The sequence below is a fragment of the Mesorhizobium sp. B2-3-7 genome, assembly GCF_006442695.1.
GTDB lineage: Bacteria > Pseudomonadota > Alphaproteobacteria > Rhizobiales > Rhizobiaceae > Mesorhizobium.
In genome coordinates this window covers 550,769-573,269 of the sequence record NZ_VFVV01000001.1, presented here as the reverse complement: position 1 = coordinate 573,269, position 22,501 = coordinate 550,769, and the positions used below count along the sequence as shown (strand labels likewise).

At 66.7% G+C, this 22,501-nt stretch carries 19 protein-coding genes and 1 tRNA gene; 4 read left to right on the top strand and 16 right to left on the bottom strand.

Translation table 11 applies throughout. The annotated features are described in order from the left end of the window. Window positions 1-5: 5 nt before the first annotated feature. From FJ940_RS02915 to FJ940_RS02890, 6 genes are all read right to left on the bottom strand, one after another. Window positions 6-2,045, bottom strand: coding sequence for a hydantoinase/oxoprolinase family protein (locus FJ940_RS02915; RefSeq protein WP_140655171.1), 2,040 nt, complete (start codon window positions 2,043-2,045; stop codon window positions 6-8). 147 nt (window positions 2,046-2,192) lie between these two features. Further along, a complete protein-coding gene (locus tag FJ940_RS02910; protein WP_140491673.1) occupies window positions 2,193-2,819 on the bottom strand; it encodes a CDGSH iron-sulfur domain-containing protein in 627 nt (208 codons plus the stop codon). 107 nt (window positions 2,820-2,926) lie between these two features. Further along, the gene (locus FJ940_RS02905; protein WP_140491675.1) at window positions 2,927-3,298 is read right to left on the bottom strand and encodes a hypothetical protein; all 372 of its coding nucleotides are present in this window, start codon (window positions 3,296-3,298) and stop codon (window positions 2,927-2,929) included. A 115-nt stretch (window positions 3,299-3,413) separates the two neighbouring features. Then, a complete protein-coding gene (locus FJ940_RS02900; protein WP_140514173.1) occupies window positions 3,414-3,770 on the bottom strand; it encodes a hypothetical protein in 357 nt (118 codons plus the stop codon). A 48-nt stretch (window positions 3,771-3,818) separates the two neighbouring features. Beyond that, the gene (locus FJ940_RS02895) at window positions 3,819-5,303 is read right to left on the bottom strand and encodes an aspartate aminotransferase family protein (RefSeq protein WP_140655168.1); all 1,485 of its coding nucleotides are present in this window, start codon (window positions 5,301-5,303) and stop codon (window positions 3,819-3,821) included. A gap of 12 nt (window positions 5,304-5,315) precedes the next feature. Next, window positions 5,316-6,404 (bottom strand): pyridoxal-phosphate dependent enzyme, encoded by a 1,089-nt coding sequence (locus FJ940_RS02890; protein WP_140628504.1) that lies wholly within the window; start codon window positions 6,402-6,404, stop codon window positions 5,316-5,318. Between the two features lie 230 nt (window positions 6,405-6,634). Here FJ940_RS02890 and FJ940_RS02885 point away from each other — a divergent pair, with 230 nt between their 5' ends. Together FJ940_RS02885 and FJ940_RS02880 are read left to right on the top strand one after the other, a co-directional pair. Further along, window positions 6,635-8,716, top strand: a complete 2,082-nt coding sequence (locus FJ940_RS02885; protein WP_140655395.1) for a transcriptional regulator — start codon at window positions 6,635-6,637, stop codon at window positions 8,714-8,716. 97 nt (window positions 8,717-8,813) lie between these two features. Then, a complete protein-coding gene (locus FJ940_RS02880) occupies window positions 8,814-8,990 on the top strand; it encodes a hypothetical protein (RefSeq protein WP_181165187.1) in 177 nt (58 codons plus the stop codon). A 182-nt stretch (window positions 8,991-9,172) separates the two neighbouring features. Here the strand turns inward: FJ940_RS02880 and FJ940_RS02875 are convergent. The 10 genes from FJ940_RS02875 to FJ940_RS02825 form a co-directional block, all read right to left on the bottom strand. Then, window positions 9,173-9,257, bottom strand: a tRNA-Leu gene (locus FJ940_RS02875). Window positions 9,258-9,542: 285 nt separating this feature from the next. Then, window positions 9,543-10,163 carry a 2,3-bisphosphoglycerate-dependent phosphoglycerate mutase gene (locus FJ940_RS02865; RefSeq protein ID WP_140491695.1) on the bottom strand — a complete coding sequence of 207 codons (621 nt, stop codon included), beginning with the start codon at window positions 10,161-10,163 and terminating at the stop codon, window positions 9,543-9,545. A gap of 93 nt (window positions 10,164-10,256) precedes the next feature. After that, on the bottom strand, window positions 10,257-11,099 hold the full coding sequence (gene dapB / locus FJ940_RS02860; protein ID WP_140554689.1) for a 4-hydroxy-tetrahydrodipicolinate reductase: 843 nt from the start codon (window positions 11,097-11,099) through the stop codon (window positions 10,257-10,259). Further along, window positions 11,096-13,018 (bottom strand): ABC transporter ATP-binding protein, encoded by a 1,923-nt coding sequence (locus FJ940_RS02855; RefSeq protein ID WP_140524356.1) that lies wholly within the window; start codon window positions 13,016-13,018, stop codon window positions 11,096-11,098. The genes dapB and FJ940_RS02855 overlap by 4 nt, the downstream gene beginning before the upstream one ends. A 107-nt stretch (window positions 13,019-13,125) precedes the next feature. Then, window positions 13,126-14,151, bottom strand: a complete 1,026-nt coding sequence (locus tag FJ940_RS02850; RefSeq protein ID WP_140524358.1) for a glucokinase — start codon at window positions 14,149-14,151, stop codon at window positions 13,126-13,128. Between the two features lie 133 nt (window positions 14,152-14,284). After that, complete coding sequence (locus FJ940_RS02845; protein WP_140524360.1) at window positions 14,285-14,875, bottom strand: cation transporter; 591 nt, start codon at window positions 14,873-14,875, stop codon at window positions 14,285-14,287. Window positions 14,876-14,943: 68 nt separating this feature from the next. Beyond that, on the bottom strand, window positions 14,944-16,026 hold the full coding sequence (mepA, locus tag FJ940_RS02840) for a penicillin-insensitive murein endopeptidase (RefSeq protein ID WP_140559123.1): 1,083 nt from the start codon (window positions 16,024-16,026) through the stop codon (window positions 14,944-14,946). 147 nt (window positions 16,027-16,173) lie between these two features. After that, a complete protein-coding gene (locus FJ940_RS02835) occupies window positions 16,174-17,076 on the bottom strand; it encodes an SDR family oxidoreductase (protein WP_140655165.1) in 903 nt (300 codons plus the stop codon). Beyond that, entirely contained in the window at window positions 17,073-18,227 is a 1,155-nt protein-coding gene (queG, locus tag FJ940_RS02830; RefSeq protein ID WP_140655163.1) for a tRNA epoxyqueuosine(34) reductase QueG, read from the bottom strand. The genes FJ940_RS02835 and queG overlap by 4 nt, the downstream gene beginning before the upstream one ends. After that, entirely contained in the window at window positions 18,208-18,900 is a 693-nt protein-coding gene (locus FJ940_RS02825; protein WP_140491712.1) for a glutathione S-transferase family protein, read from the bottom strand. The genes queG and FJ940_RS02825 overlap by 20 nt, the downstream gene beginning before the upstream one ends. Before the next feature lie 318 nt (window positions 18,901-19,218). On the opposite strand from FJ940_RS02825, the gene FJ940_RS02820 reads away from it, so the two are divergent. After that, complete coding sequence (locus FJ940_RS02820) at window positions 19,219-20,025, top strand: undecaprenyl-diphosphate phosphatase (protein ID WP_140491714.1); 807 nt, start codon at window positions 19,219-19,221, stop codon at window positions 20,023-20,025. A 244-nt stretch (window positions 20,026-20,269) separates the two neighbouring features. After that, window positions 20,270-21,910: an ABC transporter substrate-binding protein gene (locus FJ940_RS02815; protein WP_140655160.1), complete on the top strand. Its 1,641-nt coding sequence runs from the start codon at window positions 20,270-20,272 to the stop codon at window positions 21,908-21,910. Window positions 21,911-22,501 lie beyond the last annotated feature (591 nt).

Below are 22,501 nucleotides of genomic sequence, written 5' to 3'. Positions count from 1 at the left end.
CTCCATCACACCGCGATCCGTGGCCTGCCCGAAGCCACCGCCACCACATGCGCCTCGATGAACATACGCTGGGCTTCGACGGTGGAGACGCGGAATTCGGTCGCGACATCGATCTCGGCGCTGTCGGTGCCGGCGTCCCTGGCGCGCTCCGCGACGATGGCGCGCACATCGGCCTCGGCGGCCGCGATCGCCGCCGCCTCGTCGAGGAAATCGCGCACGGTCTCGCCCGAGGCAAGACGGAACAGACCTTCCTTGGGTTGGCTGACGCGCGCCTCCGCCGATACCCGGACCTGGCCGACAACGGCGCCGAGCGCGTTGGCGACATCGGTGTCATCAGGCACCACGCAGTCATTGCCGACCAATGGCGGCAGTCCGGCATAGTGCAGCGGCGCGGAGGCACCGAGGCCGACCACCGGCCGGTCGAGCGCGACGCTCAGGCGCGCAATGCCGGGATGCGCGTCGACGGCGCGCTGCACCAGCGCATGCGCCACGGTGGACGCACCGTCGAGCCCGTCCTCGGCGAAGGCGGTTTGGAGGATATATTCGGCCGACCAGCGCGTCAGCGCCGCCAGCACGCGCTCCGAAATCGCCTCGGGAGAGGCCGCGATCGCCTGGCCGCGGCCGTCGCGCTTGCGCGCAAACAGCTCTGCGCCGAGGCGGGCGGCCGCGGCATCCCAGTTCGCCTGCTTGCCAAGCACATGCGCCGCATCCGACGGCGTGAACCCTGAAATGTGCACCAGCCCGCGCGACACCAGGCGGTTCAGGGTGGCGTTCTGGGCATTCGAGGTCAAAAGCCTGTCGAGAGGCAAAGGCATTGCGCCGATCGCTTCATAGAGCCTTGCTTCCGGAGCGGTCAGCCCGGCGGCAAGACGGTCGGGCACGCCGGTGCGCACCGCGAAACGGCCGTCCATGCGGCCGGTGTTCGGCGCGCGCAGCTGGCGCTCGAGTTCCGCCAGAACCGCCTCGCGATGCACCATGCCGGCCAGCGCCAGCGGCACCAGCCGGCGCGGTCCAAGCAGGAGCCTGGGGTTGAGAGCGCCGTCTTCCAACGCCACTTCGGAATCGCCGCCGAGGCCGAAGGTGCGCATGGCGACCGCTTCGACCATGGTGCGAAAGCCGCCGACGGTGGCGCCTTCCGGATCGAGCCGCGGCCGGCCCTTGTCGAGCACGGCAACGTCGGTGGTGGTGCCGCCGATGTCGGAAACCACCGCGTTTTCCAATCCGGTCATGTGGTGCGCCCCGACCAGGCTGGCGGCCGGGCCGGACAGAATGGTCTCGATCGGCCGCTGGCGGGCGAACGCCGCCGACACCAGCGCACCGTCGCCGCGCACCACCATCAGGGGCGCCGCGATGCCGCGCGCCTCGAGAAAGCCCTCGGTCGCCGCCACCAGCCGGTCGATCATCGAGATCAGCCGGGCGTTGAGCAGCGTCGTCAGCGCCCGGCGCGGACCGCCTAGCTTGGCCGACAATTCATGGCTCGCGGTGACCGGCAGGCCGGTTTTCTCCCGGATCAGCTCGCGGGCGGCGATCTCGTGCGCCGGGTTGCGGGTGGCGAAATAGGCGCAGACGGCAAAGCCCGAGACCGAGCCGCCGAGTCCGGGCAGCGCCGCCTCGAGGCCGGACAGATCGAGCTTGGCGGTATTGCCGTGCACATCGTGGCCTCCGGGGCAGAACACGACCGGATCGGTGCCCAATGCCGCCTTCAGCCCATCGCGGGCAAGGTCCGCCTCGGAAAAGCCGATCATCACCAGCGCGACGCGGCCACCCTGGCCCTCGACCAGCGCGTTGGTGGCAAGCGTCGTCGACATGGAGACAAGCTTGATGGCGGCCGGATCGGTGACCGCTTTTTCCAGAACCGCGTCGACGGCGCCGGAAATGCCAACGGCGAGATCGTGCCTGGTGGTCAGAGCCTTGGCCTTGGCCAGCACCTTTCCCTTGTTCGGCCCGCTCTGCGGGCCTTCGGTTTCGGACCACAGCACGGCATCGGTGTAGGTGCCGCCGGTGTCGATGCCGAGGAAAAGAGGTTTTGGCTTGGTCTTGGTCATGTCTGATGATGGCCCGAGCAGATAGGAAAATGCTTCTCGCCCTTAACCTATAGCGGCCGGACGATAAAGCTGAGAGCGCTGGGCCACGGGAGGGGTTCGATCTCCCCCACGAGGGGGGAGATTGGCAGCTTCAATGGCAGGGTCAACCTACCCCACGAACCCAACCTTTTTATGCGACCCATCGCAATACGGCTTGTTCGCCGAATGGCCGCAGCGGCATAGGAAGGCGCGTTGCGTGCGGTCGACCGTGTGGCCGGTGCCGGTGACGATTTCGACATTGCCTTCGAGCTTGAGCGGCCCGTCTTTCGTCGGCGTAACCTTGAGTGGCCCGTCGCGCGCGTCCAGCGCCGGCGTGTCCTTCAGCGCCGGCTCGCCGGTGGCGGCAAACCCTGATTTGTTGTGGCTGCCGTCGCAGAACGGCTTGTTCTGCGACGCGCCGCAGCGGCAGAGCGTGGCGCGGTGTAACGTCTCGCCGTCGAGCATAATCTCGGCGTGGACGGCCAGCGGGCCGTTTTCCCTGATGCGCACGGTGTTGACCACCGGCGGCCTTTCCTGCGGCCCGCCATCCTTCCTGACATAGGTAATGGCGCCTGACGGGCAGCTTTCGGCAATGGCGACGATCTTCTCGACGCTGGCCGCGTCGGGATGGATCCACTCTCCCGGCGCGTTCGGCACGAAGACATGCGGATCGCCCAGCACGCAATTGCGCGAATGGATGCAGCGCCGGCCGGCAAAGCCGACGTCTATCTTCTCGCCCTCGACCGGACCTGCCATCGCCTTGCTCCTGTTGCCTGACGCACGCCGCCTGGATGCGGCGTGCTTTGGGTGCTGTTCTTGCAGGCTATGCCCCAGGCAGGAAAAGCGTCAAGCTGGCAAGCCGGTCAGGGAACCAGTTCGATCTCCTCGGTCTCGCCGCCGCTGCAGGTATAGCAGCAATCGTCGCATTTTTCCTTGTCGCCGGGGCCGACGCCCCAATAGGTGCCTTCGTCGCCGTCGACCCAGGCGCCGTAGCAGATCGATTCGCCCTCGTCGCAAGAGACCGGCAGTTGCCTGGTCTCGCCGTCATCGAGGTAGAAATCCTTGCCGTTGCCCGGCCACACATAGTCGCGGTCCTGGCTGTAGAGCTCGAGGCGCATGGCATTGGGATGGCTGTTCTTGATGGCGAAGGTGACGTCGCCGGCATGGGCCGACGGCACCAGCAGCATGGCAAGAGACAGCGCGGCCAGCGAGCGGCGCGCATAGGCGTAGAACATGGTATCCCCCAAAAATAAACGGCCCACCCGGCCGCCTTGCGGGCATTGCACGGGGCGAGCGATCGCTAAAGGGGTCGACCGCGACAATCCCGGACTAATTTTGGGGAGATTGGCGCTACTCGACCAGGTCGACGGTCTCGGTCGAATGGTGCACGCAGATGAAACAGCAATCGTCGCAGGGCCGGTCGTTGTCCGGGCCGACGCCGGCCGAGACGGCGTCGTTGCCGTTGACCCACGCGCCGTAGCAGATGCGTTCGCCCTCATTGCACGAAATCGGCACCGATTTGCGTGAGCCGGGATCGATCAGGAACACCTTGTCGTCGCCCGGCCAGACCGTTTCGCGGTCGCGGCTGAACAGTTCGACCGCAACGGCCTGCCCGCGCTGGTTCTTGACGAAGAAAGCCATGTCGGCCGCCCCGGCCGAGGTGGCGAAGACCAATGCCGCGAGTGTGGCCGCGCGAAAGAGCGTCACGATTGGACCTTTCGAATCATGCCAGCAGACTGGCATGGCCGCCGCGAACTAGGAAGCCGCCTCCGCCGCGATCTGGCGTCCCAGCCGCAGCGTTTCCCGCACCAGCAGGTGAAGATCGTCGCGCCGGGTCCGGTGGTTGGTGATCGCCACGCGCAGGCAATGCTGGCCTTGCACCGTCGTGTCCGACAGTGCCGCAATGCCTTGTTCCTGCAAACGCAGCATGATCTCAGTGTTGAACCGCTTAAGCTCCTCGCCGGACGCCCCGGCAAGCCGATGCCGGAAGCAGACGATGTTGATCGTGGTCGGCGCCATCAGCACCAGCGACGGCTCGTCCTCGATCAGTCCGGCGAGATAGGCCGCTTGCGCGATGTTCTGGTCGATCAGGCGGCCGAATTTGTCGATGCCATGCTCCTTCAGCGCCATCCATACTTTGAGCGCGCGAAAGCCGCGCGACGTCTGCAAACCATAGTCGTGCAGCCATTCGCCGGAGGCGAGACCACGCGGCGTCGATTCCAGATATTCGGGCGTCACGGCGAAGGTACGGCGATGCGCGAGGGCGTCCCTGACCAGGGCGCAGCCGGCCTCGAACGGCGCGTGCAGCCATTTGTGCGGATCGAGCGCGATCGAATCGGCCCATTCGATGCCGGCGACGCGATGGGCGTTCTGCGGAGCGATGGCGACCAGGGCGCCGATGCAGCCATCGACATGGAACCAGAGCTCTTCCTCATGCGCCAGCTTGGCAAGCGCCCGCAGGTCGTCGATCGCTCCGGTGTTGACGGTGCCGGCATTGCCGATGACGCAGGCCGGTTTGAAGCCCGCCTGGCGGTCCTCGGCAATTGCCGCCCGCAAGGCAGCGATGTCGATGCGCAGCCCGGCATCGGTCGGTATTCGCCGCAAGGCCCGGTTGCCGAGGCCGAGCGCCTCCATGGCCTTGCGGTGACAGGAATGGAGCTGGTCCGAGCCATAATAGCGCAGGGGCTTCTCGATGGCGGCAACGCCATGCTCGCGCACGTCGATGCCGGCCTTGACGTTACGCGCCACCGTCAGCCCGATCATGTTGGCCATCGAACCGCCGCTGACCAGCGTGCCGCTGGCCGAGACGGGAAACCCCAGCATTTGCTTGCACCAGTTGACGACCTGGCAGTCCATCAGCCCGGCGGCATGGTTGCCGCCGCCGAGGTTGGAACCCTGGATCGCCGCCAGGAAATCGCCGAGCGCGCCGGTGAAGTTGCTCGAGCCCATGTACCAGGCCCAGAAGCGAGGATGGATGTTGCCCATCGGGTATGACATCACGGTGCGGGAGACCTCGCCATAGACGGCGGCCAGCCGCGCCGGCGTTCGCGGCAGGGGTGCGGCGAAGACCTCCCTCACGTCAGCCGGCACCTCCCGCCAGACCGGACGGTCGCGCACGTCGCGCAGATAGTCGACGGCATCGTCGATGACCCGGTGCGACAGGGCCTGCACATCGGCCCAGTCCAGGGGGTCAAGCGTCTCCTCGGCCACAGTGCCAGGGGTTTCCTGCGCGACGTCCATGACAGCCTCCCGTCAAGTCGCCGGGAACTGGCAGCCGGGCGTCGAGCGCGACAGCGCCGTCTCGTCGGCGTCCATCTCGGCATCGATGCCGTCGAACAGCGGCGTCGTCATGTAGCGTTCGCCTGTGTCGGGCAGCATGCACAGGATCACCGATCCGGCCGGCGCCTTCTCGGCGACCTGCCGCGCCACGGCGAAGGTGGCGCCGCCGGAAATGCCGGTGAAGATGCCTTCCTTCTGCGCCAACGCCTTGGCCCATTTGATGCCCTCGGGCCCGGCGATCGGCATCACCTCGTCATAGAGACCGGCATCGACCGCTTCCTGCAGCACGTTGGGGATGAAATCAGGCGTCCAGCCCTGGATCGGATGCGGCTCGAAGGCCGGGTGGCTGGCGGCGGGCGCCCCGTCGACACCGCGCTGCTGCGCCTTGCCGCTGCCGATGAGCTGGGCGTTGGCCGGCTCGGACAGGATGATACGGACATCCGGCCGCTCACGGCGCAGCACGCGCGCCACGCCGACCACGGTGCCGCCAGTGCCGTAGCCGGTGACGAAGCAATCGAGCCGCGAGCCGGCGAAATCATTGATGATCTCGCGCGCCGTCGTCGCCTCGTGGATGGCGGCGTTGGCCCTGGTTTCGAACTGTCGCGCCAGGAACCAGCCATTGGCCTCGGCCAGCTCCACGGCCTTCTTGTACATGCCGAACCCCTTTTCGGCGCGCGGCGTCAGCACCACCTTGGCACCCAGCATGCGCATCAGCTTGCGGCGCTCGACGGAAAAACTGTCGGCCATGGTGACGACCAGCGGATAGGCTTTCTGCGCGCAGACCATGGCGAGCCCGATGCCGGTGTTGCCGCTGGTCGCCTCGACGATGGTCTGGCCCGGCTTCAACGCGCCGCTGCGCTCGCCCTCCTCGATGATGTTGAGCGCCAGCCGGTCCTTCACCGAGGCAGCCGGGTTGAAGAACTCGGCCTTGACGTAGATCGTCGCGTGGGCCGGGCCAAGATTGTTGATGCGGATGACCGGCGTGTCGCCGACCGTGTCCAAAATGCTGTCGAACAGGCGGCCGCGGCCGGCCGTGGTTCTGATTCTTGCTTGCTGCAACATATCTGTCTCCTCGTCTGTGTTGGTACCTTGCGGTCACGGGCCGGTTACAAACCGGCGGCTTGGGCGGCGAGGTTTCGAGACCTTGCCGCGCTAGGGTCGCTCGACGTGCCGGCAATGCGGCTGCCCGCATCCCGGCGCGCAACTCGCAACCGGGTGCGTTCATGCCGTGTTCGGTGATAAACGAGGGCCGACCGGCCAACGTGGGAGGAAGCGTGGGAGCAAGCGTGGAAATGCACGTGGAATCCGCTCGACCGAGCCTGGATCGCGGCAAGCCCGCTCTTGCCGTGCGCCTGCTCGGGCCGTTCGCGGTCGTGCGCGATGGCGTGCGGGCCGAATTGCCGGCATCGCGCAAGCTGCGCGCGCTGCTTGCCTATCTGGCGCTGGCGCCGCATCCGGTGGGACGCGCTCGGCTGTGCGAGCTCTTGTGGGATGTTCCGAACGACCCCAGGGGCGAGTTGCGTTGGTGCCTCAGCAAGCTTCGCACCGTCCTCGACGAGCCGGGGCACCGTCGGGTCGAGACACAGGACGACACGGTCGCATTGCGCCTCGACGGCTGTTTCGTCGACGCGCTGGAGGTTAGCGCCGCCGCCGCGCAAGGGATCGCCTCCCTCGACGCGGAGCGCCTGCGATCGCTGTCGGAGCTGTTCGCCGGCGACTTTCTCGACGGTCTGGAGCTCGACCGCAGTCCGTTTTTCGAGAGTTGGCTGATCGCGCAGCGCCGCCGCTTCCAGTCGTCTCACGCCGCCGTGCTGGAGCACCTTGTCGCGGCGGTTCCGCCCGGTTCGGAGGCGGCAGCAGCCGGTCTTGACCGATGGGTGGAGCTGGCGCCGTTCGACGGCCGCGCGCATCTGGCGCTGCTCACGCATCTGGCCGGGCGCGGCGCCATCGGCGCGGCCGAGCAGCACCTGACGGCGACGGCGCAATTGTTCCAATCGGAAGGGCTCGACTTCGGACCGGTGCGCGCGGCTTGGCAGGCGCTGCGCGACAAGCCAGCGGAAGATCGGCCAGCGGAAGATCGGCCGTCGGATCGGCCGTCGGTAGATCGGCCGGCGGTAGATCGGCTTGCGGCGCAGCCCGCCGGCATCGCGGCATCGCCGCCGTCGCCCGCTCCGGCGGGCGTGGAGCCCAGCCACGCCTCGCTGGCGGTGATGCCGTTCGTCGAGACTGCCGGCCCTTGCGGCACGCGCGGCGGGATCGCCGACGGCCTGACCCATGACATCATCACGCGTCTGGCCAAGCTCAGGGATTTCTTCGTCATCGCGCGCGGCTCGGTCTTCGCGCTCGCCGAGAAAAACATCGCGCCGCAGGAAGCGGGGCGGCAGCTGAATGTGGACTATGTCGCCACCGGCACGGTGGGCACCGTGGCCGGCCGCGTCATCATCGCCGTCGAGCTCATCGAGGTTCGCACGGCCAGGATCGTCTGGGCCGAGAGCTTCGAGCGCCGGGCCGACGATCTCTTCGGCGTGCTCGACGATATCGGCAACGCGATCGTCTCGTCTATCTCGGCCGAGATCGAGACGGTCGAGCGCAACCGCGCCATGCTGAAGGCGCCCAACTCGCTCAACGCCTGGGAGGCCTATCACCGCGGCCTCTGGCACATGTATCGCTTCACCCAGCCGGAAAACGAGTTGGCGCAGCATTTCTTCAGCGTGGCGACGGCGCTCGACCCGACCTTCGCCCGCGCCCATGCCGGCCTGTCCTTCACCCATTGGCAAAGCGCTTTCCAGCGCTGGGGCGACCGCGACCACGAAAGCGCGCTAGCCTACGAGACAGCGGGGCACAGTCTCCTGGTTGACGAACAGAACCCTGCCGCGCACTGGGCGATGGGCCGGGCGCTGTGGCTGCGCGGCGAACAGGACGGATCGCTCTTCGAATTGGAACGGGCAGTGGAGCTCAGCCCCAATTTCGCGCTCGGCCACTATGCGCTGTCCTTCGTCCACTCGCAGTCAGGCGATCCGCAGGCGGCGATCGGCTCTTCCGACCATTCGCGCCATCTCAGCCCTTTCGACCCGCTGCTGTTCGGCATGCTGGGCGCGCGCGCCATGTCGCATGTGCGGCTCGGCCAGTTCGAGGAAGCGGCAGAATGGGCGCTGAAGGCGGCGGCGCGGCCCAATGCCCATGCCATCATCCTGGCGATCGCAGCACACTGCCTGGCGCTGGCCGGGCGGCTCGACGAGGCACGCAATTTCGCCGCCGCCCTTCGCAAGGCGCTGCCGGACTACCGCGCCGACGATTTCATCGGCACGTTCCGTTTCGAGGCGGACGCGGAGGCATTGTTCCGGCAAGGCGCAAAGCGGATCGGATTGAACTGAACCAGCGCAATTCCCGCCGATTAACGATTTCGGAAGGGGTTGTTTAACCGTTCGTCGCTATGTCAGCGCCCGGGAGGGGCATGACAGAGAGTGTATGATGAGCGACAGCCCTGACAAGCGCAATGAATGGCGCGCCATTCTTTACGTGCAAGCCCGCGTGGCGGTCCTGTTCGTCCCGGTCGTCGCCAGCCTGCTGATCATCGCCGCACTTGCCGGCAACGACCGCAAATCCGTTCCCGCCGTCGACCGGACGGTGACAGGGTCCGTGCGATAAGGGCACGGTCATCGACAGCGCACGTTTCCCGCCGGGCGTGCGCATGATGTCGGGCAAATCCCTGCGGCTTTCTGTCGGCGGGAATGACCAGGCGATCGGTCGCACAGGCAACAAAAAAGCCCGGACGAGCCGGGCTTTTTCTGCGAGTCTCTGAACCGTCGAACGGTTCAGAGACGGGAATTTGGTGCCCAGAAGAGGACTCGAACCTCCACTCCTTGCGGAACACGGACCTGAACCGTGCGCGTCTACCAATTCCGCCATCTGGGCTGGTGCGGGCTCAATAAGCGGGCGAGCGGTGTGTGTCAACGCGGTTTTTTTTCGAGGGCTGCCGCGCGCCGGCTCAGTTTCGGGCGTTGGCGCCGCCCCTCACCTGCCTGCCGGCATCCTCTCCCCGTATAGTGACGGGGAGAGGGGCGCTTTCATCAACGGTTTCGCCAATCACCAGCGTTGCGGCCAGCCCTTTCTCCCCGTCACTATACGGGGAGAAATGTCCGGCAGGACAATGGGGGGCGGCGCCGACTTTGACAATTTGGTGACCGGGACGCTTGCCGGTCAGCCCTCCAGCACTTCCTTCGACGCCACGGTGGAATCGGCGTTGAGCGTGTAGATGACCGGCACGCCGGTGCCGAGCTCCAGCTTGACGATCTCCTCGCCCGACTTGCCGTCCAGCGCCATGATCAGCGCACGCAGCGAATTTCCGTGGGCGGCGACCAGGACCGTGCCGCCGCGCAGCACATGCGGCTGGAGGTCGTGCAGGTAATAAGGCCAGACGCGGGCGCCGGTGTCCTTCAGGCTTTCGCCACCGGGGGGCGGCACGTCGTAGGAGCGGCGCCAGACATGCACCTGCTCCTCGCCCCATTTCTTGCGCGCGTCGTCCTTGTTGAGGCCGGAGAGGTCGCCATAGTCGCGCTCGTTCAGCGCCTGGTCGCGGACGGTTTCCAGGTCGCTCTGGCCGACGGCGTCAAGAATGTGCTGGCAGGTTTTTTGCGCCCGGACCAGCGCCGAGGTGAAGGCGATGTCGAACTTCAGGCCGCGTGCCTTGAGCTTCTGCCCGGCTGCCTTGGCCTCGGCGTGGCCCTGTTCGGTCAGGTCGACGTCACGCCAGCCGGTGAACAGGTTCTTCAAATTCCATTCGCTCTGGCCATGGCGCACGAGCACGAGGGTTCTCGACATTTTTGCTCCTCTGGGATCTGAGCAATTCCAGCAGAAGTGGGAAGCGGTTTTCTGTCCGGAATTGCATGTGGATGAAGATGGTCCGGGGTCGTTTCAGGCAAGCCCGAGCACGTCCCGCATCGAGTAAAGGCCGGGCTTCCTGCCATGCGCCCACAGGGCTGCCTTGACGGCGCCGCGGGCGAAGATGGTGCGGTCCTCGGCATGGTGGGCCAGCGTGATACGTTCGCCGGTGCCGGCCAGGATCACGCTGTGGTCGCCGACCACCGAGCCGCCGCGCAGGGTTGCGAAGCCTATCGAGCCCGGCTTGCGCACGCCGGTGTGGCCGTCGCGGACGCGCACATCGTTGCCGGCAAGCGGCACGCCACGCCCCGCGGCGGCGGCTTCGCCCAGCAGCAGAGCGGTGCCGGACGGCGCGTCGACCTTGTGCCTGTGATGCATTTCGAGGATCTCGATGTCGAAATCCCCGGCGTCGAGGGCGCGCGCGGCCTGTTCGACCAGCACCGCCAGGAGATTGACGCCGAGGCTCATATTGCCCGACTTGACGATCGTCGCATGGCGCGCCGCGGCGGCGATCCTGGCATTGTCGTCGACCGAGCAGCCGGTCGTGCCGATGACATGGACGATGCGCGCCTGCGCCGCATAGCCGGCGAATTCGACGGTCGCAGCCGGGGCGGTGAAATCGAGCACGCCGTCCGCCCCGGCGAAGGCCGGCAGCGGATCGTCCGATATCGGCACATTGATGATGCCGATGCCGGCAAGCTCGCCCGCATCCTTGCCGAGATAGGGCGATCCTTGCCGCTCGATCGCGCCGGCGACGCGTGCGCCCGGCATTGTGTGGATGGCGCGGATCAGCGTCTGGCCCATGCGGCCGGCGGCGCCCACCACCACCAGGCCCATATCGCCCGCGGGTCTGTCGGCTGTCGGCGTTTCACTCATCTCGCGCTCCCGGCGATGCCCTGCGTCTCGATAGGTTGCGTCGGCCCTGGCGCCGGAGTTTGGATCGGCGCGCCGTCATCGACAAGCCCCAGGCCCTTCCTGCCCTGCACCCGGTGGAAGCGGGAATAGACGCTGTGCGGGTCGGCCATCAGCGAGGCATGGGTGCCCTGTTCGACCAGATGGCCCTGTTCCAGCACGATGATGTGGTCGGCATTGACCACCGTCGACAGCCGGTGGGCGATGACGATGGTGGTGCGCCCCTCCATGACGTGGGTCAGCGCTTCCTGGACCTTGGCTTCCGCCTCATTGTCAAGCGCCGAGGTCGCCTCGTCGAGCAGCAGGATCGGCGCCTGGCGGACGATGGCGCGGGCGATCGACACACGCTGGCGCTGGCCGCCCGACAGCGACGCGCCGTTTTCGCCGACGGGCGTGTCGTAGCCCAGCGGCTGCTGGCGGATGAAGCCGTCGGCCTGGGCCAGTCGCGCGGCCTGCTCGATCTCGGCATCTGTGGCGGAGAGCCGGCCATAGCGGATGTTATCGCGGATGGTGCCTTCGAACAGATAGGGCTGCTGCGAAACATAGGCGATGGAGCTGCGCAGCGATTGCTTGGTGATCTTGGAAATGTCCTGGCCGTCGATCTCGATCGTGCCCGACTCGACGTCGTAGAAACGCTGCAGCAGCGCCACCAGCGTCGTCTTGCCGGCGCCGGAGGCGCCGACGATGGCCGTCATCTTGCCGGCGGCGGCGACGAAACTGAGGTCCTGCAGGACCGGTGCCTCCTCGACATAGCGGAAGCTCACATTGTTGAACCGCACTTCGCCCGTGGTGAAATTGGCCTCGGCGGCTCCCGGCGCATCGCCCTGCTGCGGCTCGAGATCGAGGATTTCGTAGATCATGCGCGCATTGACCAAAGCGCGCTCCATGCCGACCTGCATGCGCGCCAGCCGCCTTGCCGGGTCGTAGGCCAGCATCAGCGCGGTGATGAAGGAGAAGACGGCGCCCGGCGGCTGCCCGAGGACGAGCGCACGATAGCCGGAATAGGCGATGACGCCGGTGACGGCGAGACCGGCCAGCATGTCGGAAATCGGCGACAGCCGTTCCGAAACCCGGGCGATCTTGTTGCCGCGGTGCTCGGCGCTGTTGGCGAGCTGGCTGATGCGTCGCGATAGCTCGTCCTCCATGGTGAAGGCCTTGACGATGGCGATGCCTTGCGTGGCTTCCTGCATGGCGCCGATCAGCCGGGAGTTGATCTGCACCGATTCGCGGGTGATGCGGCGCACCCGGCGCATCAGGTAGACAACGGTGTAGATGAGCGGCGGCCCGATCACCAGCGAGCTGAGCGACAGGACCGGATCCTGGTAGATCATGACGCCGAGCAGCCCGAACAGCGTCACCCCGTCGCGCGCGATCGACGTCAGCGTCATCGACAGCAGGTCGCGAATGCCGTTGACGTTCTCGTTGACCTGCGCCGCCAGCCGGCCCGATCTCGTGTCGTTGAAGAAACCGACGCCGAGCTTCATCAGGTGATCGAAGATGCGGCGCTGGTAGCGCGCAACCAGATTGTTGCCGACGGTCGCCAGCGTCACCGCCTGGCCGTAGCCGGCGAAACCGCGCACGAGAAAGGCGCCCATGACGCCGGCGCAAATCCACACGATCAGATCGCCGCGCCGCTCATAGAAGATCTGGTTGACGACCGGGCTCATGATCCAGGCGGTGAAAGCGGTCGTGGCGGACACCGCCAGCAGGCAGGCCCCGGCAAAGATGTAGGACCACAAATAGTCGCGGCCGTTCTCGGCGATGATGCGGCGCAGCACCGCCCAGACCTCGCCAGGGGTGGCTTTCTGCTTATGTGGAGCCTGGAGTGTCAAATCGGGAGCGCTTCGTGGTTTCCGCTTGGTGGGACGGGCTGCACACGGCATCCCTTCTGGCGCCCCTCTTAGCGCCAAGCGGCCGGCTTGCCTATGCCTGCGGCTGATTAACTTCGTCGCGGGACCGGACGGACGCCTGGTCCGTCATGCGACCCAGCCTAGGCCTGCCAGCGGCGGCCCGCGGTCTGCACACCGAACAGCGAAGGGTTCCTGGCGTAGGCGGCGAGGCCCAGAAGGGCCGCCAGCGGATGGGTGATGACATAGACGGGCATGGTGCGCATCAGTTCGCTGTGCGGGGCCTTGTCCTCGAAGGCGGCGCGGAAATTGCCCTGTTTCAGCGCCGGCACGATCTTCTGCGCGATGCCGCCGGTGAGAAAGACGCCGCCACGGCTCATGAACACCAAGGCGAGATCGCCGGCGGTGCGCCCAAGGCAGGTGACGAAGATCTCCAGCGCTTCCTGCGCAACCGGATCGGTCCTGGCAAGTGCCGCTGCGGTGATCTCGGCCGGCGTGGTGAAGGGCGACGGCTTGCCGTCCGCCTTGGCTACCGCCCGGTAGACGTTGACCAGACCGCGTCCGCACAGGATCTGCTCGCCCGAAATGCGGCCCTCGATCTTCTCGATGTGCGGGAAAACCTCGAAATCCCTGCTAGAACGCGGGCCGATGTCCATATGGCCGCCCTCGCCGGGCACCGGGATCCAGTGGCGCAGCGCGTGCACCAGCCCGGCGACGCCGAGCCCGGTTCCGGGACCGAGCACCACGCGGCCTGCATTGGGCTCCGGCGCGCCGCCGCCGATCTTTTCCATGTGCTCTTCGCCGAGCGCCACGACGGCCAGCGCCTGCGCCTCGAAATCGTTGAGCACGACGATGTCGCTGAGGCCGAGGCTGGCGAACATCTGCCGGGGCTTGACGATCCACGGGCAATTGGTGAGCTCGATCTCGTCGCCGTCGACCGGGCCGGCCACCGCCAGCACCGCCGAATTGGGGCGGACCGAGGAGCGGTCGAGCACCGCCGCTTGGATCGCCTCGTCGATTGTGTTGTAGCTGGCGGTCTGGACGATCGCCGGCTCGCCGGCTTCCGAATTGGCGTCGAGCACGACCGAGAAGCGCGCATTGGTGCCGCCGATGTCGCCGATCAGGATCGGGAACCGCAGCGCCGTGTCGTCGTCGCCTGTGTTTGGCATGCTTTCTCGTCCGTCCCCGGCGCCCGACGGCCCATTGCCGTTCTCCCGTTGACTAGCGCATGAGTTTGAAAAGGGAAACGGTTTTCGAAACCGATGGTGCGCACGACCGATTTATGAAGTCGAACGGCCGCGACTAGGCTGCCGCCTTGTGCTCCTCGCGGGCAGCGGACCAGACCTCGCGGGCCGCATCGGCGTTCATGGCGGCAATTCCCAGGCCGACAATCAGGTCGGGCCACGCAGAATGCCAGATCACCGCGGTGAGAAGGCCCGCGGCGATTATGGCGACGTTGGCAAAGGCGTCGTTCCGCGCGGAGAGGAACGCGGCCTTTGTCAGGCTGCCGCCGTGATGGCGGAAGCGCGCCAGCATGAACGCGCAAGACAGGTTCACGGCCAAAGCCCCGGCGCCCGCAAGCGACAGCGGCAGCGGCGACGGCGCGACCGGCAGGTTGAACTTGACCCAAGCCGTCCAGAGCGTTGCCAAGGCAGGCACCAGAAGAATCGCCGCCAGAGCCATGCCGACCCTTGCGCGGCTGCGTGCGCCCCAGCCAAGGGCAACGAGAATAAGCAAATTGAGCGAGGCATCTTCCAGGAAATCGACGCTGTCCGCGAACAGCGACACGGAGCCGATCGCAGATGCCACGGCGAACTCGACGATGAAGTAGCCCAGGTTCAGAAGGGCCACCCACCGGACGACGCGGCGAAGGCCTATATCCTGCGTTTGCAATGCCGGCCCTCCTGCTCGCGGGGTGACGAATGAACGGCGGCGAAGCGCCGGGGCGTCAACTGACGCGGTCAGTTTCCCGGCCGTGGCCGCGGCACCGGTACGCCGATCTCGGGCGTCGCGGTGAAGGCGTTCACCATGCCCGGCAGGCCGGCCGTGCCGCTGGCCGCGGTGGCGGGCAGCGACGGCGCCTCGGGTTCGGGCGCGGCGACCGCGACCGGTACGGCGCCGCCGTGATAGGTGGCGGCCTCGACCGAAGCCGGCCCGGGCGCGTCGAGCACGGCGCGGCATTCTCTCGGCAGGTTCGCCATGGTCATCAGGTCGCGCGCCTTGGGCGCATCCGGGTTCTTGTTGGGCCGCCACGGTTCCTGCGTGAACCACCAGGCCAGCGGCTTGCCGCAGCCGTCGTCGGCAGGGGTCGCTTCCTGCGCCTTGCAGTTGGGCGAGCCCGGCTGGCAGCCGATGCGCATGTGGAAATGATAGTCGTGGCCCCAGAACGGCCTGATCTTGCGCAGCCAGGAGCGGTCGCCCCTGACGGTGTCGCAGAGCTTCTTCTTGATGCCGGGATTGACCAGGATGCGCTCGACCTCGGGATAGCTCGCCGCGCGCTTCAAAAGCCGCGTATGCGCCGACGTCCACAGCGCGTCCTTCACCAGATGCGTCTTTTCGTCGACCATCAAGGTCGCGCTCATCGTCTCGCGCCGCGCCATCGACAACGGCCGGCTGGGCATCGGCGTCAGCCAGATGTCGGCATCGAGCCCGATCTGGTGCGAGGCATGGCCCGTCAGCATCGGGCCGCCGCGCGGCTGCGCGATGTCGCCGATCAAAAGGCCCGGCCAGCCGTCGGCGACGGCATCGCGCGACAGTTTCTCGACCAGCGCGATCATCGCCGGATGGCCCCAGCGGCGATTGCGCGACGGCCGCATCACCTGCCAGGTCGGGCCGTCCATGGGGATGGCGACGCCGCCGGCAAAGCAGCCCTTGGAGTAGAAGCCGAAGGATTGCGGGGCGGTCGCAGCCGGCAGTTTCTCGGCGCCGAAGAGGTCCTTTGCCCGTTCCTCGGCCATTGCCGGCCGCACGGCGAGACTTGTGAGGGCGAGCAGGCCAAAAGCCGCCAGCTGTGAACGCTTGCCGAGCCGCATCGCTGTCTCCATGAACCCCCGCCGCAAACCCAAGCCCGAATCATAGCACGCAATGGACGTTGCTTCGATCGCCGGAGCGGTTCCGTTTTTCACAAACCGGTCAACCGCCCTGTTTTCTTTTCCGACGCATTCCGGCCCGAAACCGTGTCACGGCATGCGTCAGCGCTTCATCGGGCTGCGCGGCGCGCCGTCGCGCCAGTCGCCACTTGCCCACATATGGTCGAAGGCGGCGCGGTAGTCCGGGAAGCGGAACCGGTAGCCCGCCGCCTTGAGCGCCGCGTTGGCGACGCGCTTGTTCTCGCCATAGAAGGACCGCGCCATGGGCGAAAGTTGGGCGGCCTCGAAGGGAATTTCAGGCGGCGGTGTGATGCCCATCAGCGCGGCGGCATACGCCACGACGTCCTGCGGCGGCGCCGGCTCATCGTCGGTGACGTTGAAGATGCCGGCTGTGTTGCCCCCGACGAGATGCCACAGCGCGCCGGCTATATCGTCGCAGTGGATGCGGTTGAACACCTGGCCGGGCTTGACCAGCCGCCGCGCGGTGCCGTTTTCCAGGTTGACCAGGGCGTTGCGGCCGGGGCCGTAGATGCCGGAGAGCCGCAGCACCGCCACCGGCCGGCCGATCTCGCGGCCAAGCCGCAGCCAATCCTGCTCGGCCGCCACCCGCATCGCCGAGCGTTTCGACACCGGCCGGCATTGCGCCGTCTCGTCGACCCAGGCGCCGCCATGGTCGCCATAGACACCGACGGTGGAGAGATAGCCGATCCATTCGAGCGCGGGCATCCGCACGATCGCCTCGCGGGCGGCATTCAGCACGGGATCGCCGGCCTCCTCGGGCGCGATCGAGATCACCAGATGGGTTGTTGTCGCCAGCGCATCGCCGATTTCGCCGGTCAGCGCGCCATCGAACAGCAGCGGCGCGATGCCGGCCTGGCGGAGCGCCTCGAATTTTTCCACGGAGCGCGTCGTGCCGCCGACCGTCGTGGCGGACTCCCTGTTGGTGCGCGCAAAAGCCTTGCCCGAATAGCCGGCGCCGAAGATGAATATCCGCTTTTCACTCATGCAGGCGCCCTGGCTGGAACCGGCCGCGCCCATTCCTCACGCACGGCCGCGTCGCTCTCGGTTTCCAGGCCGGTCGCGGCGCGTTCGGCATATTCGGCCTCGGGCACCAGCCGCGCCAGCGCCCATATTGCCGCGCCCCGCACCAGCGGCGAGGCGTCGGCGAGCAAGGCGCGCACCGCGCCGGCAAGCGCGGCATCGCGGGAATTGCCGGCGGCGATCAGCACGTTGCGGACAAAGCGGTCGCGGCCGATGCGCTTGACCGGCGAGCCGGAAAAGAAGGCGCGAAACGCCGCGTCGTCCAGCCGCAGAAGATCGGCCAAGGTCGGCTCGCGCAGGTCCTCGCGCGCGGCGAGCTTGGCCTCGGACGCCACCTTGGCGAACTTGTTCCATGGGCAGGCGGCGAGACAGTCGTCGCAGCCATAGATGCGGTTGCCGATCGCCTCGCGGAATTCATGCGGGATCGGCTCCTTGTTCTCGATGGTGAGATAGGAGATGCAGCGCCGCGCATCGAGCCGGTAGGGCGCCGGGAAGGCGCCGGTCGGGCAGGCGTCGAGGCAGGCGCGGCAGGAGCCGCAATGGTCCTCCTCCGGCATGTCGGGGACCAGTTCGGCGGTTGTGAAAATGGTGCCGAGGAACAGCCAGGAACCGTGCTGCCGGCTGACCAGGTTGGTGTGCTTGCCTTGCCAGCCGAGCCCGGCGGCCTCGGCCAGCGGCTTTTCCATGACGGGCGCGGTATCGACGAAGACTTTGACGTCGCCTCCCGCCCGCGCCACGATCTTGCCGGCGATTTCCTTCAGCCGGCCCTTCATCACATCGTGATAGTCGCGGTTTTGCGCATAGACCGAGATCGCGCCCCGGTCGCGCCTGGCCAACAGGTCACGCGGATCGTGGTCCGGCCCGTAATTCATCGCCAGCACGACGATCGAACGCACCTGCGGCCACAGGCTTGACGGCTCGCTGCGGCGTTGCAGCGTCTCGGCGATCCAGCCCATGGAGCCGTGGAACCCGTCCGCGACGAAGGCGGCGAGCCGGGCCGGCGCCAGCGGGATCGCATCGGGGGTGGTGACGGCGACCGCCTCGAAACCGGCGCGCCGCGCCTGCGCGTCGATCAGAGCGCGCAGTTTTGCGGCGTCAGAAGTCGAGGTCCGCATAATGCGACACCGGCGACAGGCCGCGCACGCGGTCGGTCAAGAGCGGCCGGAACGAAGGCCGCGACTTGACCCGCGTGTACCATTCGCGTGCGGCGGTGTGCTCGCGCCAGTCGATCTCGCCGAGATAGTCGAGCACAGACAGGGTGGCGGCGGCGGCGAGGTCGGCATAGGTGACCCTCGAGCCGGCCAGCCAGTGGCGGGTGCCGGCGAGCCAGTTGGTGTATTTCATGTGCTGGCGGATGTTGGCCCGCGCCGCGCGGATGGCGGCCGAATCGGGCGAGCCGCCGCCGGCGGTTTCCGGCATGACCGGCTTCAGCACGCGCTCGCGCACCAGATGCCGGGTGACCTCGCTCTCGGCCTTGTGGAGATACCAGTCGGTCAGCCGGCGGATCTCGGCGCGCTGCATCGGGTCCTCGGCGAACAGGCGCTTGTCGCGCTTCAGGACGCCGCGCGTCTCGTCGAGATATTCCGAGATGACCGTGGCGCCGACGATCGGCACGTCGCCCTCGGCCAAAAGGATCGGCAGCGTGCCGGCCGGGTTCAGCGCCAAGAACTCCTTGCGCCGCGTCCACGGCTTCTCCTCGATCAGCGCCAGCTCCTCGCCATACTCGCCGAAAGCGAGGCGCACGAACCGGCAGGAGGCGAACATGGGATGATGGAAAAGCGTCAGCATGGTTCCGCGATGATAAAGCGCACTGGTGGTTTGGATTTGAAGTTCCTGTCCCCTCAACGGCATCCGCGTTCAGGAACTTCAAATTCAAACCACACCAGAACTTGAAGTTGGCAGTGTGGCTCAGAATCCGGAATTCGCGCATCGCGCTCCTCCCGGGTATGGCGAATTCCGGATTGCCACACTGGCGAATCGCCGGGCGCACCGGTAAGTCTTGGCCGCCCGGTAAGCGGGCCGTCAGGGTGTTGCGACCTATAGGGGGAGTTCGGCGCCATGACAAGCAAGCCCTGTCAGCCCATCCAGCGAATGCCGAGGTAGCCAATGGAAAGCCAGACAATCGTCGAAGCCCTGCTGCTCGGTCTGCTGGAGGGATTGACCGAGTTCATTCCGGTGTCCTCGACCGGGCATATCCTGCTCGCCGGCCACTTTCTCGGCTTCCACTCGACGGGCAAGGCCTTCGAGATCCTGATCCAGCTCGGCGCCATCCTGGCCATTCTGAGCGTCTATTTCCGGCGCTTGTGGCAGATGCTGCTCGACCTGCCGCATGACCGGCTGACGCGGCATTTCGTCATCGGCATCCTCATCGCCTTCCTGCCGGCGGCCGTCATCGGAGCGCTGGCGCATGATTTCATCAAGACCATCCTGTTCGAATCGCCGCGGCTGATCTGCATCATGCTGATCATCGGCGGCGTGGTGCTGCTCGCCGTCGACCGCATGAAGCTCAAGCCTATGTACCGCGACGTCGAACGCTTCCCGACGCGGCTTTACCTGCAGATCGGGCTGTTCCAGTGCCTGTCGCTGATCCCCGGCACCTCACGCTCGGGATCGACCATCGTCGGCGCGCTGCTGCTTGGCGTCGACAAGCGGGCGGCGGCGGAATTTTCCTTCTTCCTCGCCATCCCCACCATGGTCGGCGCCTTCGCCTTCGACCTGTTCAAGAACCGCAACGTGCTGACGTCGGCCGACCTGCCGATCATCGCCGTCGGCTTCGTCGCCGCCTTCGTCACCGCGCTGCTCGTGGTGCGCCTGCTGCTCGATTACGTCTCGCGCAAGGGCTATGCGCTGTTCGGCTGGTGGCGGCTGGTGGTCGGCATCGTCGGGCTGGCCGCGCTGATGATCTGGGGGTGACCTCGTCATCCACGGGCGAAGCAAGGAGCGCAGCGACGCCGCGCAGGCCCGTGGATAACGAAGGTGAAGGCCTTCGCGCGCCCCCTTCATGCGAACCTCCTGCGGAGCAGCGCACAAGTCCTGCGGATTCCAGAACACTCCGCTGCGTAAGCTCGCCCTATCATCCCTCAGGCAATGGCGTCCGGCGAGCCGCATCCGCCCCCGCGCACGCGGTCGGCCGGGCGCCCAACAAGAGGGAACGACGATGAAATTCATGCTGACCGACAGGAAACTGCACCCGAAAGCCAAACCCGTCGCCGAGGATTTCAGGAGCGGCGCCATCAACCGGCGCGAATATCTGGCGCTGATGGCCGGGCTCGGCGTCAGCGCCGCCGGCGCTTTTGCCCTGGGCGGGCTGGCGCCCACGCCCGCCCGCGCGGCGGAGCCCAAGAAGGGCGGCGTGCTGCGCGTCGCCATGAACGTCAAGGGTTTCAAGGACCCGCGCACCTTCGACGGCGTTGAAATGTCCAATGTCGCGCGCCATTGCAACGAATACCTCGTGCGCTGGAACACCGACTTCTCGTTCGAGCCCTGGCTGCTCGAAAAATGGGAGATGAGCGACGACGCCAAGACGCTCACGCTGCATGTGCGCAAGGGCATCACCTGGTCGAACGGCGACGCCTTCAACGCCGACGATGTCGTCCACAACCTCACCCGCTGGTGCGAGGCCGGCGTTGCCGGCAATTCGGTCGCCGCGCGCATGGGCGCGCTGGTCAATGCCGACACCAAGAAGGTGGTCGATGGCGGCATCGAGAAGGTCGACGACTACACGATCAAGCTGAACCTGCCCAAGCCCGACATTTCGCTGATCGCCGGCATGGCCGATTATCCCGCGCTGATCATGCACCGCTCTTATGAGGGCGATGGCGACCCACTGAAGGCACTTTCGATCACCACCGGCCCTTGCGAGCTGGTGAAGTGGGATGCCGAGACGGGAGCGGAGGTGAAGCGCAAGGACAAGCCCTGGTGGAAGGGCGAATTCTGGCTCGACGGCATCCAGTGGATCGATTACGGCTCCGACCCCAACGCCATGCTGTCGGCGTTCGAATCCGGCGAGATCGACACCGACCACGAGACCGCCTCCGATGCCGTCTCGCAGACCGAGCAGATGGGCCTGAAGAATTCCGAGATCGCCACCGGCTCCACCATCGTCGCCCGCTTCAACGTCGCCAACCCGCCCTATGACGATGTGAAGGTGCGCCGCGCCGCCCAGCTCGCCGTCGACAACTCGGCCGTGCTGGCGCTCGGCCTCGGCGGCCGCGGCAAGCCCGCCGACAACCACCATGTCGGCCCCATGCACCCAGAATATGCCGATATCGGCCCGGCCAAGCGCGACGTGGACGCCTCGAAGAAGCTGCTCGCCGAATCCGGCAAGGCGGACCATGAATACGACCTCATCTCGGTCGACGTCGAATGGCAAAAGAGCACCGGCGACGCCATAGCGGCGCAGATGCGCGAGGCCGGCCTCAAGATCAAGCGCACCGTGCTGCCCGCCGCCACCTTCTGGAACGACTGGAGCAAATATCCCTTCTCCTGCACCGAATGGCTCGGCCGCCCGCTCGGCGTCCAGGTGCTGGCGCTGGCGTATAAATCGGGCGCCGCCTGGAACGAAAGCGCCTACGCCAACAAGGAGTTCGACGAACTGCTCGATAAGGCGCTCGCCACCCCCGACGCCGCCCAGCGCAAGGAGATCATGGCCGGCATCGAGAAGAATTTGCGGGACTCCGGCATCATCATCCAGCCCTACTGGCGCTCGGTCTACCGGACGTATCGCAAGGGCGTCGAAGGCTGCGAACAGCACCAGGCGCTGGAGCAGCATTTCGAGAAGGTTTGGTTGGAGGGGTGAGGCCAGCGCCGACCTGATTTCCTCGCTCCGCGAAAGCGGGGGTCCGAAGGACGGGCGAGACCCGTGGCTCGCCCCGGCAGGGTGGCCCGGCGAAGCCGGGACGGAGAGGGGTGCTCCAGCTTGGCGCGGGCGTCGACAACCGCCGAATCAAAGCAGATTCACCATCACCTCACTCCGCTGGAACACCCCTCAACCGTCTCGGCGCTGCGCGCCGATCCACCTTCTCCCACAAGGGGAGAGGAAAGCTGGCCGCGACGCCGGCGCTCTTTCTGCAGGGCTGGCGATTGGCGAAAGCGGTGGCAACAGCGTCCTTCGCCCCGTTTACGGGGAGAAGATGGCGGCAGCCAGATGAGGGGCAGCGCCAACGCCTGAAATTGAAGCGCCCCCGCGCGCGGTGAGCCGAATCCAGAGCGCAAAAAGTACTGGGCTCGCTGACCATGACCAATGCCTCCGTCCGCCGCGTGATGTCGCCGACATAGGAGGGCACGCTGGCCTCCAGCCCCGCCGCATTGCCTGCCGCAGCGGGCTCTCGCCGGCAAGGAAGGTTAGGAAGCTCGCGGCTATCGAGCGGTACCCACACTGACACCACGT